Genomic DNA, 14,796 nt, shown 5'->3' on the forward strand with positions numbered 1-14,796 from the left:
CATGAGCACGACCACCACCGCCGCGAGCAGCACCACCTCCACACTCGCGCGCGAGTTCGCCGCCGTCCTGCCCGACGACTGCCTGATCACCGACGAGGTCGGCCTGCGCAGCTACGAGTGCGACGGGCTGACCGGCTTCCGCCAGGTCCCCGCCGTCGTCGTGCTGCCGCGGAACACCGAGGAGGTCGCCGCCTGCGTGCGCGTGTGCGCCCGGCACGGCGTGCCGTTCGTCGCCCGCGGCGCCGGGACCGGCCTGTCCGGGGGCGCCCTCCCGGTCGCCGACGGCGTCGTCATCTCGCTGCAGAAGCTGCGGCGCATCCTGGAGATCGACGTCGAGAACCGCCGGGCCGTCCTCGAGCCCGGCGTGTTCAACCTCGACATCTCCCGGGCGGCCGGGCCGCACGGGCTCTACTACGCGCCCGACCCGTCGAGCCAGCAGGTCTGCACCATCGGCGGCAACGTGGCCGAGAACTCGGGCGGCGCGCACTGCCTGAAGTACGGGTTCACGACGAACCACGTGCTCGAGATGGAGGTCGTGCTCGCCGACGGCAGCGTGGTCACCCTGGGCGCACCGACCGCCGAGCAGGCCGGCCCCGACCTGCGTGGGGTGTTCCTCGGCTCGGAGGGCACCCTCGGCATCTGCACGAAGGTCACGGTGCGGCTGCTGCGCAAGCCTGAGGCGGTGCGCACCGTGCTGGCCGACTTCCCCTCGGTCGAGGCCGCCGGCGAGACGGTCGGCGCGATCGTCGACGCCGCGATCGTGCCGGCCGCCGTCGAGATGATGGACTCGCTCGCGATGGAGGCCGCCGAGGCCGCCGTCGGCGCGGGCTACACCGTCGAGTCGCCCTCGGCGCTGATCATCGAGCTCGACGGCCCCGCCGAGGAGTGCGACGAGCAGTTCGCCGAGATCACCCGGATCTGCGAGGAGCACGGCTCGACCCGCATCCACGTCGCCGACAGCGCCGACGAGCGCGCCCGGGTGTGGAAGGGCCGCAAGGCCGCCTTCGCCGCCGTCGGGCGGATCAGCCCGGACTACATCGTCCAGGACGGCGTCGTCCCGCGGACCCGGCTCGCGGAGGTGCTCTCGCAGATCGCCGAGATGGGCTCCGAGGTCGGCCTGCGGGTGGCCAACGTGTTCCACGCGGGCGACGGCAACCTGCACCCGCTGGTCCTCTACTCGGAGGCCGCCGGCGAGCACGACGCGGCCGAGGACCTGTCCAGCCGCATCGCCGAGCTCTGCGTCGAGCTCGGCGGCTCGCTCTCCGGGGAGCACGGCATCGGCGCGGACAAGGCGTGCTCGATGGGTCGCCAGTTCACCGACGACGACATGGCCGTGATGCAGCGGGTCCGCACCGGCTTCGACCCGGCCGGGCTCTGCAACCCCGGCAAGATCTTCCCGACCCCGCGGCTGTGCGGTGAGCGTCCCGGGCCGTTCCGCCCGCACCCCCTGGAGGAGGCCGGAGTGATCAGCCGACTGTGAGCGCATCCGTGAACACGACACCGACGTCACCGGCCTCCCTGACCGAGCTGCGCGACGCGGTGCGGGACACCCCCGGTCCCGTGGTCGCCACCGGGGCCGGCACCGCCGCGGACTGGGGCGCGCCCCTCGTGGGCGAGGCGACCCCGATCTCCGTGGCCGGCCTCTCCGGCGTCATCGCGCACAACCCGGGCGACATGACCGTCTCCGTCGGCGCGGGCACGCCCCTCGCCGACCTGCAGGAGGTGCTCGCCGCCTCTGGCCAGCGGGTCGCCCTCGACGCCGCGCGCGCCCGTCGCGGGGCCACCGTCGGCGGCCTCTTCGCGACGGCGGACGCGGGGCCGCTGGCCCTCGGGTTCGGCACGCTCCGCGACCTCGTCATCGGGGTCACGACGGTGCTGGCCGACGGCACCGTCGCGCGCTCCGGCGGGCACGTCATCAAGAACGTGGCGGGCTACGACCTCGCGAAACTGCTGCACGGGGCGTACGGCACCTTCGGCGTGGTCGCCGAGATCGTGCTGCGCCTGCACCCGCTCCCGGCCGCCACGCGGACCGTGGCACTGCAGGTGCCCGATCCCGCCGGGGTGCCGGCGGCGGGCCGCGCGGTCACCGACACCCCGGTCGAGGCCGCCGCCCTGGAGTGGGTCGACGGCCGCCTCCTGGCCCTGCTCGAGGGCACGGAGGCCGGGGTCGAGGGCCGCGCGTCGCGGCTCGTCGACCTGCTCGGCGCGGACGCCGAGGTGCTCGCGACCGCCGACGCGGACGCCGCGTGGGAGGCCCACCGCGACGCCGTCGACGTCCGGCCCGACGACCGGGCGGTGCTCCGGGTCGGCGTCGCCCCGACCCGGCTCGGTGACCTCCTCGGCGGTCTCGTCGCCGACCTCGGGGCGGCCGGCGTCACCGCCGCCCCGGCCACCGGCGTCGCCACGTTCACCGTCCCCGCCGAGCCCGTCGCGGTCGACGCCGTGCACACCCGCGTGGCGGACCTCGGCGGCACCTCGACCCTGCGGGCCCGTCCCGCGGGCTCCGCCGTGCCGGCGTGGGGCCCCACCCCGTCGAGCGCCGTGCTCCTGCGCTCCGTCGCCGCCGCGTTCGACCCCGACCACCGCCTCGGCCGCGGCCGGCTCGCCCCCTGGCTGCCCGTCCCCGAAGGAGCGTCCGCGTGACCAGTACGCCCACGACCGGTCCCGCCGGACCCGGACCGGACTTCACCTCGCAGCGCGGGGAGAACGCGCCCGGCCCGGAGCGCACCGACGCCCTGGCGGCGGCCACGCACGGCAGCTTCGACGACCACCACCCGCCGGCGCAGGAGCTGCTCGACGACTGCGTGCACTGCGGGTTCTGCCTCCCGACCTGCCCGACCTACGCCCTCTGGGGCGAGGAGATGGACTCGCCCCGTGGCCGCATCTACCTCATGGAGATGGCCGAGAAGGGCGAGATCCCGCTCGAGGGCGCCTTCACCACGCACATGGACCGCTGCCTCGGCTGCATGGCCTGCGTGACGGCGTGTCCCTCCGGCGTGCAGTACGACCGCCTCCTCGAGGCCACCCGCCCGCAGATCGAGCGCAACGTCCCCCGGCCCCGCGCCGACAAGCTGTTCCGCGAGGCGATCTTCACGCTGTTCCCCTACAAGCGGCGGCTGCGCGCGGCCTCCCTCGGTGGGGCGCTCTACCAGAAGCTGCGGCCGAAGCGGATGGACGCGCTGCTCGCGAAGCTGCCGAAGCGCTTCGAGCGGCTGGTGGCGATGGAGTCGCTGCTCCCGCCGGTCAGCGTCCGCGACGCCTTCGCGCGGACCCCCGCCGTCACCCCGGCGCGCACCACCTCCGAGCACCCCGTCCGGCGCGGCCGGATCGGGATGCTCACCGGCTGTGTGCAGGACGTCTTCTTCCACCAGGTCAACCTCGCCACCACCCGCGTGCTCGCGGCCGAGGGCTACGACGTCGTCGCGCCGCGCGAGCAGGCGTGCTGCGGGGCGCTCGGGCTGCACGCCGGCCGCGAGCAGGAGTCGATCCGGCGGGCCAAGGAGCTCATCGCCGTCTTCGAGCACGCCGACGTCGACGTCATCGCGGTCAACGTGGCCGGCTGCGGGTCGTCGATGAAGGAGTACGGCGAGCTGCTCGCCGACGACCCGCAGTGGAAGGAGCGCGGCGAGGCGTTCTCCCGCAAGGTCCGCGACGTCTCCGAGGTGCTCGCGGACGCCCTCGCCGAGTCCCGGGCCCCGCGGCACCGGGTCGACGCGACCGTCGTCTACCACGACGCCTGCCACCTCGGGCACGCCCAGAAGATCCGGCAGCAGCCGCGCGACGTGCTGCGGTCGGTGCCGGGGGTCGAGCTGGTCGAGCTGCCCGAGGCCGAGATCTGCTGCGGATCGGCCGGGATCTACAACATGCTCCAGCCCGAGGCCGCCGGTGACCTCGGCCGGCGCAAGGCCGACAACATCCGGGACACCGGGGCGGACCTGCTGGTCACGGCCAACCCCGGCTGCCTGCTGCAGATCCGCAAGTACCTCGAGGGCGACCTGCCGATGCTGCACCCGATCCAGCTGATCGACGCGTCGATCCGGGGAGTGCGCCCGCCCGGGATGTAGGCGTCGCCGGTCGCGAGGGTGACGTCAGGCAGGCCCGGGCACCTCGCGACCTGCCAGGTGTCACCCTCACGACGGCGGGTGGGGTCGTCTCAGCGCCAGTGTCGCCAGCCGGGGTCGCCCGCGCCGCCCCACCGGTCGGCGTCGACGGTCACGCCGATCCCGAGCCGGCACTCGGCGAACACCGTCCAGCCCTCGGGCACGGCGTCCTCGTCGGGGAAGCAGGCGACCAGCGAGTGGTCCTCGCCGCCGGTGAGCGCCCACCGCAGGGCGTCGCCGCCGAGCGCGGACGCCACGTCGCGCAGCTTGGCGGCGACCGGCACGAGCTCGGAGCGGATGTCGATGCGCACCCGCGAGGCCTCGGCGACGTGGGTGAGGTCGGCGAGCAGCCCGTCCGACGTGTCGATCATCGCGCTGGCGCCGGCCCGGGCGGCGACCGGGCCGGCCGCGATCGGCGGCCGCGGCGTGCGGTGCGCGGCGACCATGGCGAGCGGCGAGCGGAACCCGCGGCGCAGCACCTCCATGCCCGCCGCCGACCAGCCCAGCACCCCGCACACGGCGACGACGTGGCCCACCTTCGCGCCCGAGCGGCGTACCGGGGCCCGACCCTCCAGGTCGCCCAGCGCGGTGATCGTCACCACGATCTGCTCGGCGGAGACCGTGTCCCCGCCCACCACCCCGACGCCCGCCTCGGCCGCGGCGTCCCAGATCCCGGCCGCGAGCCCCTCGACCACGTCGGTCGGGGTGGACGCGGGGCAGGCCAGCGAGAGCAGCAGGCCGGTCGGGACCGCGCCCATCGCGGCGATGTCGGCGAGGTTGGCGGCGACGGCCTTGCGGCCGACCTGCTCGGGCCCCGACCAGTCCAGCCGGAAGTGCACGCCCTGCACCAGGGTGTCCACGGTGGCGACCACCCGGCCGTCGGGCGCCGCCACCACCGCGGCGTCGTCCCCCGGACCGAGCAGGGTGCCCTCGGGCTGGGGGCGGCCGGCCACGATGCGGTCGATCACCCCGAACTCACCCAGGTCGGACACGTGCCCGCCGGACGGCCCCCGCGCCGGGCTCCGTTGTGGCGCATCTCCCGACCGGCTCACCCGTCTGCTCCCTGCGGTACGTTCCGACGCGTCGTGTCACCCGTGCGCGCCCTCTCGACTCCCGAGCGGGTACGCCCGCTCCCCGAGGAGGCCCGTTCGTGGTCCAGGCCTACATCCTGATCCAGACCGAGGTGGGCCGCGCCGCCGCGGTCGCGTCGGACGTGGCCGGGATCGACGGCGTCTCCCGGTCGGAGGACGTGACCGGCCCCTACGACGTGATCGTGCACGTGGACTCCAACGACGCCACGACCCTGTCGGACACCATCACGGCGGTGCAGAAGGTGCCGGGCATCACCCGCACCCTGACCTGCTCGGTCGTCGGCTCCTCCGCGGCCTGACCGCCCGGTGGCGCGTACCCGGGCACCGGAGCTCGATCGCCGTCTCCCCCGCGTCCTGCTGGGTGTGGCGCTGGCGCTGCCGGTGCTGCTCGTCGTCGGGGTCCTGATCGCCTCGCAGGTCCTCGGGCGGCAGACCGATCCCGACCCGGACACCGGGCCGCTGGCGCTCGCGCCCGTCCCCGTGCCCGCGGCCGCGTCGGCGGACTGCTCGCGCCTGCTCTCCGGGCTCCCACAGGACATCAACACCGGCGACGGGCTGCTGCCGCGACGGGCCCTGGCGAACCCGGTCCCGGCCGGGACGGTCGCGTGGGGTGGGGAGCGGGAGGCGTCGGGGCGGCCCGAGGACCAGCCGGTGGTGCTGCGCTGCGGGCTGCCCACGCCCCCGGAGCTCGGTCCGACGAGCCCGCTGCTCGACGTCGACGGGGTCGACTGGCTGCGCATCCCCGGCGCCGGGGCGACGACCTGGGTGACGGTCGACCGCGCGATCTTCGTCGGGCTGACCCTGCCCGACGGCATCGGCAGCGGCGCGATCCAGGACGTGTCGCGCGGCGTCAAGATCACCCTGGTCAGCCGGGACACCGACCCGACGGGTCCGCCGGTCCCGACGCCGACCCGCTAGCGCACCCCGGTGCCGCCCGCGAGGGCGGAGTCGACGAGCGTGGTCAGCAGCGTCGGGTAGTCGACGCCGGTGGTGGCCCACATCCGCGGGTAGAGCGACGTCGCGGTGAAGCCGGGCATGGTGTTCAGCTCGTTGACCAGGACGCGGCCGTCCTCGGTGACGAAGAAGTCGACGCGGGCGAGACCCGCGCAGTCCATCGTCCGGAAGACCCGGACCGCCTGGTCGCGCACGAGCTCGGCCAGGTCGTCGTCGAGCTTGGCGGGGACGTCGAGCTCGCAGGCGTCGTCGAGGTACTTGGTGTCGAAGTCGTACCAGTCGGCGTCGCCGGTCAGGCGGATCTCGGCGGGCACGCTCGCCTCGACGCGGCCGTCGGGGAACTGGAGCACCCCGCACTCGATCTCGCGGCCCGCGATGCCGGCCTCGACGATGACCTTCGGATCGCTCTCGCGGGCGACGGCGACCGCGGCGGGCACGTCCTCCCACGCCGTCACGCGGGAGATGCCCACCGACGAGCCGGCCCGGGACGGCTTGACGAACACGGGCAGGCCGAGCCGCTCGCGGTCCGCCGGCTCGAGGTCGGCCGCCGTCCGGTCGAGGGCGACGGCGTCGCCGGTGGCGAGCCCGGCGTCGCGCAGGATGCGCTTGGTGACGACCTTGTCCATCGAGGCGGCGCTCGCGCACACCCCGGCGCCGACGTAGGGGATGCCGGCGGTCTCGAGCAGGCCCTGGACCTCGCCGTCCTCCCCCGCGGGGCCGTGCAGCACCGGGAAGACGACGTCGACGGTGGCCACGGTCTCGCCGCGCCGGCCCTCGGCGAGGCTGATCAGTTCGCGGCGGGTGGGGTCGGGCAGGAGCGCGACCGGCTCACCCGACGCGAGGGTCACCCGCGGCATCTCCCGGCCGTGCAGCCGCCACGGCGAGGTGTCGTCGCCGACGGCGAGCCAGACGCCCTCGGGGGTGATGCCGACCGGCACCACGTCGAACCGCTCGCGGTCGAGGTTGTCGAGGATGCCGCCGGCGGAGACGCAGGAGACGGCGTGCTCCCCCGACCGCCCGCCGAACAGGACCAGCAACGTCGGGCGTGCTCCCGCTCCCATGGCGCCGCACCCTACGCGGGCGCGCCGCCCGCCCCGGCCGGCACGCCCCGGAGCCGGTCGAGGGCCCGCACCAGCTCCGCCCGGGGTGGAGCCGCCCAGCCGACGAGCACCCCGTGCACCGTCGCCGCGCCGAGGTGGTGCTGCGCCAGACCGTCCACGAGCACGCCCGCCCGGGTCGCCGCGTCGACCACCGCCCGCTCGGCCGCGGCCGACGCCAGCGGGACCACCAGGTGCGCCCCGGCCCGGTCGCCCAGCACCGCGTGGCCGGCCGCGCGCACCGCGTCGACCACGAGCGAGCGCCGGACCGCGAGCTCCCGGCGCAGCCGCGCGAGGTGACGGCCCAGTCCGCCGTCGTCGGCCCAGGCGGCGAACACGAGCTGTCCGGCGGGAGCGGGTCGGACGCCCGTGGCCCGCCGTCGGGCCAGCAGTTCCGCCGCGACGGCCGGCGGGGCGACGAGCCACCCGACGCCGAGGGACGGCGTCGCGATCTTGCCCGCGGTCCCGAGGTGGACCACGACGTCCGGTCCGAGCCCGGCGAGCACCGGCAGCGGGGCGACGTCGTAGCGCAGCTCGCCGTCGTAGTCGTCCTCGACCAGCAGGAACCCCTCCGCCCGGGCCCGCTCGACGAGCGCGGTGCGCCGCGCCACCGGCAGGCGCCCGCCGAGCGGGTACTGGTGCGCGGGCGTCACGAACACGAGGTCCAGCCCCGGCGGCAGGGTCTCGACGACGAGGCCGTCCCCGTCGACCGCGAGCGCGGTCACCTCGGCGCCGGCGGCGTGCAGCACGCCCGCCGCGCGGCGGTAGCCCGGGTCCTCGAGCCCGGCCCGGACCGGCCGTCCGAGGCGGCGGGTGAGCAGGGCGACGAGCTCGTCGAACCCGGCGGTGGTGCCGGCCGTCGCGATCACGTCGGCGTCGACGAGGCCGCGGTGGCGCAGGAGGTGCTCGGCGACCGCGGCGCGGAACGCCGGGACCCCCGCGTGCTCCGGCCGCTCCGCAGGCGGGAGGTCGCCCGCCCGGCGCCACGCGCGCCGCCACGACGCGGTGTCGAGCACCTCCAGGCAGGGGGCGCCGGGGCGCAGATCGGTCCCCTGCCGTGGCAGGAGGGCGTCGTCGCCGTCATGGGACGACGGCAACGACGTCCTCCCACGGAGGGACGGCTCCGCCAGCAACGAACGTCCCCGACCCCCGGCGGGCGCCCAGCCACCCCTCGGCGGCGAGCTGGTCGTAGGCCGCCGCCGCGACGGTGCGGCTGACCCCGAGCTCGCGGGCGAGGGTGCGGGTGGCGGGCACCCGGTCACCGGCGCGCAGCCGCCCGTCGAGCGCCGCGGCCCGTAGCCCGTCGGCGACCTGCACGGCGAGCGGGGTCGGCGCCGACCGGTCGAGCACGACGATCACGAGTGGCCTCCCGGGATGGGCCAGAAGTGGCCCTCGCAGCATGCCACCGCGGCCGGGGACGATCGTCGGCATGCTCTCCCCCACGCCGCGCACGCAGGTCCGGCGCAAGCGCGACCGGCAGCAGTCCGACCCCACCACGCTGCACGCGGTCCTCGACGAGGCGCTGATCTGCCACCTCGGGCTGGTCGACGCCGACGGCGCCCCGCTGGTCCTCCCGACGATGCACGCCCGGGTCGACGACGTCGTGTACGTCCACGGCTCCAGCGGCGCCGCGAGCCTCGCGCGCGACCAGGAGGTCTGCCTGACGGTCACACTGCTCGACGGCCTGGTCCTGGCCCGGTCGGTGTTCGCGCACTCGGCGAACTACCGCAGTGCGGTGGTCCGGGGACGGGCGCGCCGGGTCACCGACCCCGACGAGCACCTCCGGGCCCTCGAGGCCATCGTCGAGCACCTCACGCCCGGGCAGTGGGACCACGCGAAGCAGCCCGACCGCCGGGAGAGCGCGGCGACGGCCGTGCTCGCGCTCGATCTGGGCGAGGCGAGCGTCAAGGTGCGCCAGGGTCCGCCCGGCGACCCGGAGGCCGTCGCGCAGGGCGACGACCGGTGGGCGGGCGTGGTGCCGGTGACCACCGTGCTCGGACCGCCGCGGACCTGCCCGGCGCTGCCGGCGGACACCCCCGTGCCCGCCCACGTCACGCGGTGGGTCCGAGGGTCACTCCGGGGAGACCCGGCTCCGTAGCTGGACGGTGGTGCCGTGGACGCCGGACAGGACGGTGGCGCGGGCCAGCGTGTGCATCAGGGGCAGGCCCCGGCCGCGCCAGCCGCAGCCGGTCGAACGCCGCCACAGGCCGTCGTCGGAGACGGTGACCACGAGGTCGCGGCCACCGTGCAGCGGCGGCGAGACCGCGGCCCACAGCCGCATCTCGCCGGGGTGCGTCGCGGTGGAGTACGCGTGGTCGACGACGTTGGCGAGCGCCTCGTACACGGCGAGGGCGAGATCGTCCGCCGTGTCGGGGTCGGCCCACTCGCGCACCCAGGACCGGAAGGAGCGGCGCAGCGCCGAGGCGTTCGACCGGTCCGCCGGGGCGGTCCGACCGAGCGAGACCACCGGGCGATCGACGGTCTCGCGAGGCGGCGGCCCCATCCGCTGCAGCACGTCCACGAGGGCAGGGTTTCCTCGGACGGACCGACACGAAACGCACTCGTTGCGGCGGAGGGTGTCACTCCGGCTTGCGTTCACGGTTGATCAGTTCGTCACCGACGTCACGCGCCGAGACGGTTCCCGCACACACCCGGCGGACGGCGTCCACGATCGGGGTGTCGACCCCGTGGGTGCGGGCCAGCTCGCCGATCGCCTCGCAGGACTTCACCCCCTCGGCGACCTGCCCGTGGTTGGCCTGCTCGGCCTCGGCCACCGTCATGCCGCGACCGAGGGACTCGCCGAAGCGGCGGTTGCGCGAGAGCGGCGACGAGCACGTGGCGACGAGGTCGCCCATCCCCGCGAGCCCCGCCAGCGTCATCGCCTGGCCGCCGAGGGCGACCGTGAGCCGCGAGATCTCGGCGAGCCCGCGGGTGATGAGCGAGGCGGTGGTGTTGTCCCCGTAGCCCTGACCGGACGCCATGCCGCAGGCCAGCGCGATGACGTTCTTGCACGCTCCGCCGAGCTCGCAGCCGATGACGTCGACGTTGGTGTAGGGCTTGAAGTAGCCGGTGGAGCAGTCGTGCTGGACCGCGACCGCCCGGTCGTGGTCCGAGCAGGCGACGACCGTGGCGGTGGGCTGCTCGGCGGCGATCTCCCCGGCGAGGTTCGGGCCGGAGAGCACGGCGATGCGGTCGGGGGACACGCGGCCCGCGTCCGCGATGACCTCGCTCATCCGCTTGAGCGAGCCCATCTCCACGCCCTTGGCGAGACTCACCACGGTGGCCCCGCGCGGCAGCTCGTCCGCCCAGTCCGCCAGGTGCTCGCGCAGCCGCTGGGCCGGGATCGCCAGGACCACCGCGGTGACGCCGTCGAGGGCGACCCGGGCGTCGTGCGTGGCGCGCAGCGCGGACGGGAGCTTGATGTCGGGCAGGTACTCCGGGTTCACGTGGTCGGTGGTGATCGCGTCCGCCACCTCCTGCCGACGGGCCCAGAGGGTCACCTCGGTGCCCGCGTCGGCGAGCACCTTGGCGAAGGTGGTGCCCCAGGACCCGGCGCCGAGGACCGCGTACCGGCTCACGCGGCGTCCCCCGTCGGCCGGACCTCGCCCCGCACGTCCTCGAGCAGCGCGCCGACCGCCGCCATCATGCGCTCCGTCGTCTCCTTCATCAGCTTGGCGCCCGGGGCCCGGTCGCCCACCCGCGCCCGCAGGTCGTCCATCGGGAGCGGCTCGCCCGCGCGGACGGTGATCGTCGTGCCGAACGGTGAGGGCCGGACCCGCTTGCGGTAGTGGTCGTAGACCGCGAGCGTGCCCCAGTGCACCACCGGGATCACCGGGACGTCGTGCAGCAGGGCGAGCCGCGCCGCCCCGGACCGGGCCTCCATCGGCCAGCCCGCCGCGTCCCGCGTGATGGTGCCCTCGGGGTAGATGACCACCACCCCGCCGTCGGCGAGAGCGGTCTCGGCGGCGGCCAGGCTCGCCCCCGCGTCGCGGGACCCGCGCGAGACCGGGATCTGCCGCGACCCGGCCATGATCTTCCCGAACACCGGCACCCGCCACAGCGAGTCCTTCGCGAGGAACCGCGGCACGCGCCGGGCGCGGTGCACGAAGACGGCCGTGTAGACCGGGTCCAGGTAGGAGACGTGGTTGCACACCAGCAACGCGGGTCCCTGCGCGGGCACCCGCTCGAGGCCGATCATCCGGCGCCGCGCCAGCAACCACGTCATCGGGTAGAAGACCAGCGCCGCCAGGGCGACCCAGGGGCCGCCCGGTTCCCGACGCCGACGCGTCACCGCGCGGGGTGCCGACGCGGGGGTCGTCGGGGAACCGTCTGCGATCGCCACCGGGGTCCGCCTCCTCGTTCACCGTCGACGCACCGTCCGGTCACCGTCGACCGTGCCGGGCCGCCCCCGGCACGCTGCGGGGAGTCTCCCGTGGCCGGTGATCGCCGTCCAGACGATCCGGCCCCGACGCCTCCCGCGGGCGGCCGTTCGGTGGCCTCGCCCGGCCCGCCGGGTACAGGATGGGACGCATGGCGGAACGCGGTGGCGCGACGAGCCTCGTCGTCCCGGTGAAGGAATTCGTGCGGGCCAAGACCCGGCTCGCCGGCGCCAGCGCCGCGGTCCCGGCGACCGACCCGCGCGCCGCCCACGCCGACCTCGCGCTCGCCCTGGCCACGGACACCCTCGCCGCGGTGCTCGCCTCCGCGGTGCGCCGACTCGTCGTCGTGACCTCGGAGCCGCGCCTGATAGCCCCGGGAGCCGCCGTCGTCGTCGGGGACCCGCGGGTGGAGCTGGTGGCCGACCCGGGCCGGGGGCTCGACGCGGCGATCCGGGCCGGGGCGGAGCACCTGGGCACGACGCCGGTCGGGGTGCTCCTGGCCGACCTGCCCGCCCTGCGTGCGGCCGAACTCGACGAGGCCCTCGCGGCCGCGCGGGCGGCCCTGCGGCACGCGCCGGCGGCCTTCGTCGCCGACCACACCGGGGAGGGGACCTCGCTGCTCGTCGCCGGGCCGGGGTTCGTCCCCCGCTTCGGCCCGCACTCGGCAGCGGCGCACGCGGCGGCCGGGGCGGTGGCCCTCGCGGGCGCCTGGCCGGGCCTGCGCCACGACGTCGACGTGCCCGGGGACCTCGACGAGGTGCGCGCGCTCGGCGTCGGGCCGGCCACCCGGGCCTGGCCCGGGCTCGCCACCGTCGCCGCCGGCTGCCGCTGATCGGACGTCCCGCGGGGTGGCGTGTCGCGCTCCGGTCACCCCCGGGCGGCCCCGCGGGTGAGAATGGGCCACGTGAGCGACTCGACGGACACCACGCTCGGGGAGGCCGGTCCGATCTCGGAACCCGGCCCGCCCCCGCCCGCCCCGGCGCCGCCCACCCGGCCGCTCGACGGCCGGACCCGGCTGCCGACGGCACCCGCGGCCGCGACGCCGTCCGCCGACGACGTCCCGGCGGACCTGCCCGACGACCGGTACGACAACCGCGAGCTGTCGTGGCTGGAGTTCAACGCCCGCGTGCTGGCGCTGGCCGAGGACACCAGCCAGCCGCTGCTCGAGCGGGCCAAGTTCCTGGCGATCTTCGCCTCGAACCTCGACGAGTTCTACATGGTCCGCGTGGCCGGGCTGAAGCGCCGCGAGGAGACGGGACTGTCGGTGCGCAGCGCGGACGGCCTCACCCCGCGCGAGCAGCTCGCCCGCATCGCGGCCCGCAACCAGGAGCTGGCCGAGAAGCACGCGCGGATCTGGCAGACCGACGTCGGGCCGGCCCTCGAGGACGCCGGCGTCCACCTCATCGGGTGGGACCGGGTCTCCACCGAGGCCCGCGAACGGCTCTCCGCCTGGTTCGACGCGCAGGTCTTCCCCGTGCTCACCCCGCTCGCCGTGGACCCGGCGCACCCGTTCCCCTACATCTCGAACCAGTCGCTCAACCTCGCGGTCGCGGTGCGCGACCCGCAGACCGGCACCGAGCACTTCGCCCGCGTGAAGGTGCCGAACAACGTGCCGCGGCTGGTGCGGGTGGGCCCGGAGCCGGGCGAGGGCGACGACGCGGACAACGACTCGACCAACCTCGACCGGCGGTGCTGGTTCCTCCCGATCGAGGACCTCATCGCCGAGCACCTCGACCACCTCTTCGAGGGCATGGAGGTCGCCGAGCACCACGTGTTCCGGGTGACCCGCAACGCCGACCTCGACGTCGAGGAGGACCGCGACGAGGACCTGCTGCAGGCCCTGGAGCGGGAGCTCGCCCGCCGCCGGTTCGGCCCGCCGGTGCGCCTCGAGATCACCGACCGGATGAGCGAGCACATGCTCGAGCTGCTGCTGCGCGAGCTCGACGTCGACCCGCACGACGTGGTGCAGGTGCCGGGGCTGCTCGACCTCTCGTGCCTGATGGAGCTGCTCGCGCTCAACCGCCCCGAGCTGAAGGACCCGGTGTTCGTCCCCGCGACGCACCCGGCGTTCTCGGAGGGCGAGACGCCGAAGAGCATCTTCGCCACCCTGCGCGAGGGCGACGTGATGGTGCACCACCCCTACGACTCGTTCTCCACGAGCGTGCACCGCTTCATCGAGCAGGCGGCGAACGACCCGAAGGTCCTCGCGATCAAGCAGACCCTCTACCGCACCTCGGGCGACTCCCCGATCGTCGAGGCGCTGATCGAGGCGGCCGAGGCGGGCAAGCAGGTCGTGGCGGTCGTCGAGATCAAGGCGCGGTTCGACGAGCGCGCCAACATCAACTGGGCCCGCGCGCTGGAGCGGGCCGGGGTGCACGTGGTGTACGGCCTGGTGGGCCTCAAGACCCACTGCAAGGCCGCGCTGGTGGTCCGCCAGGAGGGCTCGACGATCCGGCGCTACTGCCACCTCGGCACCGGCAACTACAACCCGAAGACCGCCCGGCTCTACGAGGACATCGGGGTGTTCACCGCCGACGAGACGATCGCCGCGGACCTGACCGACCTGTTCAACGTCCTCACCGGCTACGCCCGCCGTCGCAAGTACCGGCGCCTGCTCGTGGCCCCCTACGGCGTCCGGCGGGGCCTCATCGAGCGGATCGACGGCGAGCGCAAGCGCGCCCTGAAGGGCAAGAAGGCCGGGATCCGGATCAAGGTCAACGGACTCGTCGACGAGCAGGTCATCGACGCGCTCTACCGCGCGTCCCTGGCCGGCGTGCGGATCGACCTGGTCGTGCGCGGCATCTGCGCGCTGCGGGCCGGCGTGCCGGGCCTCTCGGAGAACATCCGGGTCCGGTCGATCCTCGGCCGCTTCCTCGAACACTCGCGGATCTTCCACTTCGTGGGGGCCGGCGAGCACTGGATCGGCAGTGCCGACATCATGCACCGCAACCTCGACCGCCGGGTCGAGGTGCTGGCGCCGGTCTCCGACCCACGGCTCTCCGCCCAGCTCGACGAGATCCTCGACTCGGCCACCGCGCCGTCCACCCGGTGCTGGAGCCTCGATCCCGACGGCTCCTGGACGCCGTGGCCGGTCGCGGCCGGGGAGGGGACCGAGGGGATACAGGTGTGCGACCACCAGACCCAGCTGCTGCTGCGCCGCGAGGGCAAGGCGTGA

The 14,796-nt window shown here is 75.4% G+C and carries 15 protein-coding genes; 8 read left to right on the forward strand and 7 right to left on the reverse strand.

The annotated features are described in order from the left end of the window. The first annotated feature begins 1 nt into the window (after position 1). The 3 genes from QSK00_RS16260 (at position 2) to QSK00_RS16270 (ending at position 4,064) form a co-directional block, all read left to right on the forward strand. Positions 2–1,480, forward strand: a complete 1,479-nt coding sequence (locus QSK00_RS16260; RefSeq protein ID WP_285592166.1) for an FAD-binding oxidoreductase — start codon at positions 2–4, stop codon at positions 1,478–1,480. Continuing rightward, on the forward strand, positions 1,477–2,643 hold the full coding sequence (locus QSK00_RS16265) for an FAD-binding oxidoreductase (RefSeq protein WP_285592167.1): 1,167 nt from the start codon (positions 1,477–1,479) through the stop codon (positions 2,641–2,643). The genes QSK00_RS16260 and QSK00_RS16265 overlap by 4 nt, the downstream gene beginning before the upstream one ends. Positions 2,644–2,735: 92 nt before the next feature. Continuing rightward, positions 2,736–4,064: a (Fe-S)-binding protein gene (locus QSK00_RS16270; RefSeq protein ID WP_285592249.1), complete on the forward strand. Its 1,329-nt coding sequence runs from the start codon at positions 2,736–2,738 to the stop codon at positions 4,062–4,064. A gap of 89 nt (positions 4,065–4,153) precedes the next feature. On the opposite strand, the gene QSK00_RS16275 is transcribed toward QSK00_RS16270, so the two are convergent. Then, entirely contained in the window at positions 4,154–5,092 is a 939-nt protein-coding gene (locus QSK00_RS16275) for a thiamine-phosphate kinase (protein ID WP_285592168.1), read from the reverse strand. 158 nt (positions 5,093–5,250) lie between these two features. Between QSK00_RS16275 and QSK00_RS16280 the strand changes: the two genes are divergently transcribed. Continuing rightward, the gene (locus QSK00_RS16280; protein ID WP_285592169.1) at positions 5,251–5,490 is read left to right on the forward strand and encodes an Lrp/AsnC ligand binding domain-containing protein; all 240 of its coding nucleotides are present in this window, start codon (positions 5,251–5,253) and stop codon (positions 5,488–5,490) included. A 64-nt stretch (positions 5,491–5,554) separates the two neighbouring features. Next, positions 5,555–6,109: a DUF3515 domain-containing protein gene (locus QSK00_RS16285; protein WP_285592170.1), complete on the forward strand. Its 555-nt coding sequence runs from the start codon at positions 5,555–5,557 to the stop codon at positions 6,107–6,109. On the opposite strand, the gene QSK00_RS16290 is transcribed toward QSK00_RS16285, so the two are convergent. From QSK00_RS16290 to QSK00_RS16300, 3 genes are read right to left on the reverse strand one after another with little or no spacing between them, the layout of a single operon-like run. Continuing rightward, a complete protein-coding gene (locus QSK00_RS16290) occupies positions 6,106–7,206 on the reverse strand; it encodes a D-alanine--D-alanine ligase family protein (RefSeq protein WP_285592172.1) in 1,101 nt (366 codons plus the stop codon). The two genes, QSK00_RS16285 and QSK00_RS16290, sit on opposite strands and share 4 nt — an antisense overlap. A gap of 11 nt (positions 7,207–7,217) precedes the next feature. Beyond that, positions 7,218–8,339 (reverse strand): aminotransferase-like domain-containing protein, encoded by a 1,122-nt coding sequence (locus QSK00_RS16295; protein ID WP_285592173.1) that lies wholly within the window; start codon positions 8,337–8,339, stop codon positions 7,218–7,220. Next, positions 8,323–8,601, reverse strand: coding sequence for a GntR family transcriptional regulator (locus QSK00_RS16300; RefSeq protein WP_285592174.1), 279 nt, complete (start codon positions 8,599–8,601; stop codon positions 8,323–8,325). The genes QSK00_RS16295 and QSK00_RS16300 overlap by 17 nt, the downstream gene beginning before the upstream one ends. 70 nt (positions 8,602–8,671) lie before the next feature. On the opposite strand from QSK00_RS16300, the gene QSK00_RS16305 reads away from it, so the two are divergent. Beyond that, positions 8,672–9,340: a pyridoxamine 5'-phosphate oxidase family protein gene (locus QSK00_RS16305; RefSeq protein ID WP_285592175.1), complete on the forward strand. Its 669-nt coding sequence runs from the start codon at positions 8,672–8,674 to the stop codon at positions 9,338–9,340. Here the strand turns inward: QSK00_RS16305 and QSK00_RS16310 are convergent. From QSK00_RS16310 to QSK00_RS16320, 3 genes are read right to left on the reverse strand one after another with little or no spacing between them, the layout of a single operon-like run. Beyond that, positions 9,314–9,763: an ATP-binding protein gene (locus QSK00_RS16310; protein ID WP_285592176.1), complete on the reverse strand. Its 450-nt coding sequence runs from the start codon at positions 9,761–9,763 to the stop codon at positions 9,314–9,316. The genes QSK00_RS16305 and QSK00_RS16310 overlap by 27 nt on opposite strands. Positions 9,764–9,821: 58 nt before the next feature. Further along, positions 9,822–10,820, reverse strand: a complete 999-nt coding sequence (locus QSK00_RS16315) for an NAD(P)H-dependent glycerol-3-phosphate dehydrogenase (RefSeq protein WP_285592177.1) — start codon at positions 10,818–10,820, stop codon at positions 9,822–9,824. Then, positions 10,817–11,584 (reverse strand): lysophospholipid acyltransferase family protein, encoded by a 768-nt coding sequence (locus QSK00_RS16320; RefSeq protein ID WP_285592178.1) that lies wholly within the window; start codon positions 11,582–11,584, stop codon positions 10,817–10,819. The genes QSK00_RS16315 and QSK00_RS16320 overlap by 4 nt, the downstream gene beginning before the upstream one ends. A 188-nt stretch (positions 11,585–11,772) precedes the next feature. Between QSK00_RS16320 and cofC the strand changes: the two genes are divergently transcribed. Continuing rightward, complete coding sequence (cofC, locus tag QSK00_RS16325; RefSeq protein WP_285592180.1) at positions 11,773–12,453, forward strand: 2-phospho-L-lactate guanylyltransferase; 681 nt, start codon at positions 11,773–11,775, stop codon at positions 12,451–12,453. 63 nt (positions 12,454–12,516) lie between these two features. Further along, positions 12,517–14,796, forward strand: coding sequence for an RNA degradosome polyphosphate kinase (locus QSK00_RS16330; protein WP_285592181.1), 2,280 nt, complete (start codon positions 12,517–12,519; stop codon positions 14,794–14,796).

It is taken from the genome of Actinomycetospora sp. NBRC 106378 (genome assembly GCF_030269685.1).
Taxonomy (GTDB): Bacteria; Actinomycetota; Actinomycetes; order Mycobacteriales; family Pseudonocardiaceae; genus Actinomycetospora.

Excerpts from the sequence above, each read along its gene's own strand:
- QSK00_RS16260 (WP_285592166.1), top strand. The coding sequence starts at position 2 with ATGAGCACGACCACCACCGCCGCGAGCAGCACCACCTCCACACTCGCG.
- QSK00_RS16290 (WP_285592172.1), bottom strand. The coding sequence starts at position 7,206 with ATGGGAGCGGGAGCACGCCCGACGTTGCTGGTCCTGTTCGGCGGGCGG.
- QSK00_RS16305 (WP_285592175.1), top strand. The coding sequence starts at position 8,672 with ATGCTCTCCCCCACGCCGCGCACGCAGGTCCGGCGCAAGCGCGACCGG.
- cofC (WP_285592180.1), top strand. The coding sequence starts at position 11,773 with ATGGCGGAACGCGGTGGCGCGACGAGCCTCGTCGTCCCGGTGAAGGAA.
- QSK00_RS16330 (WP_285592181.1), top strand. The coding sequence starts at position 12,517 with ATGGGCCACGTGAGCGACTCGACGGACACCACGCTCGGGGAGGCCGGT.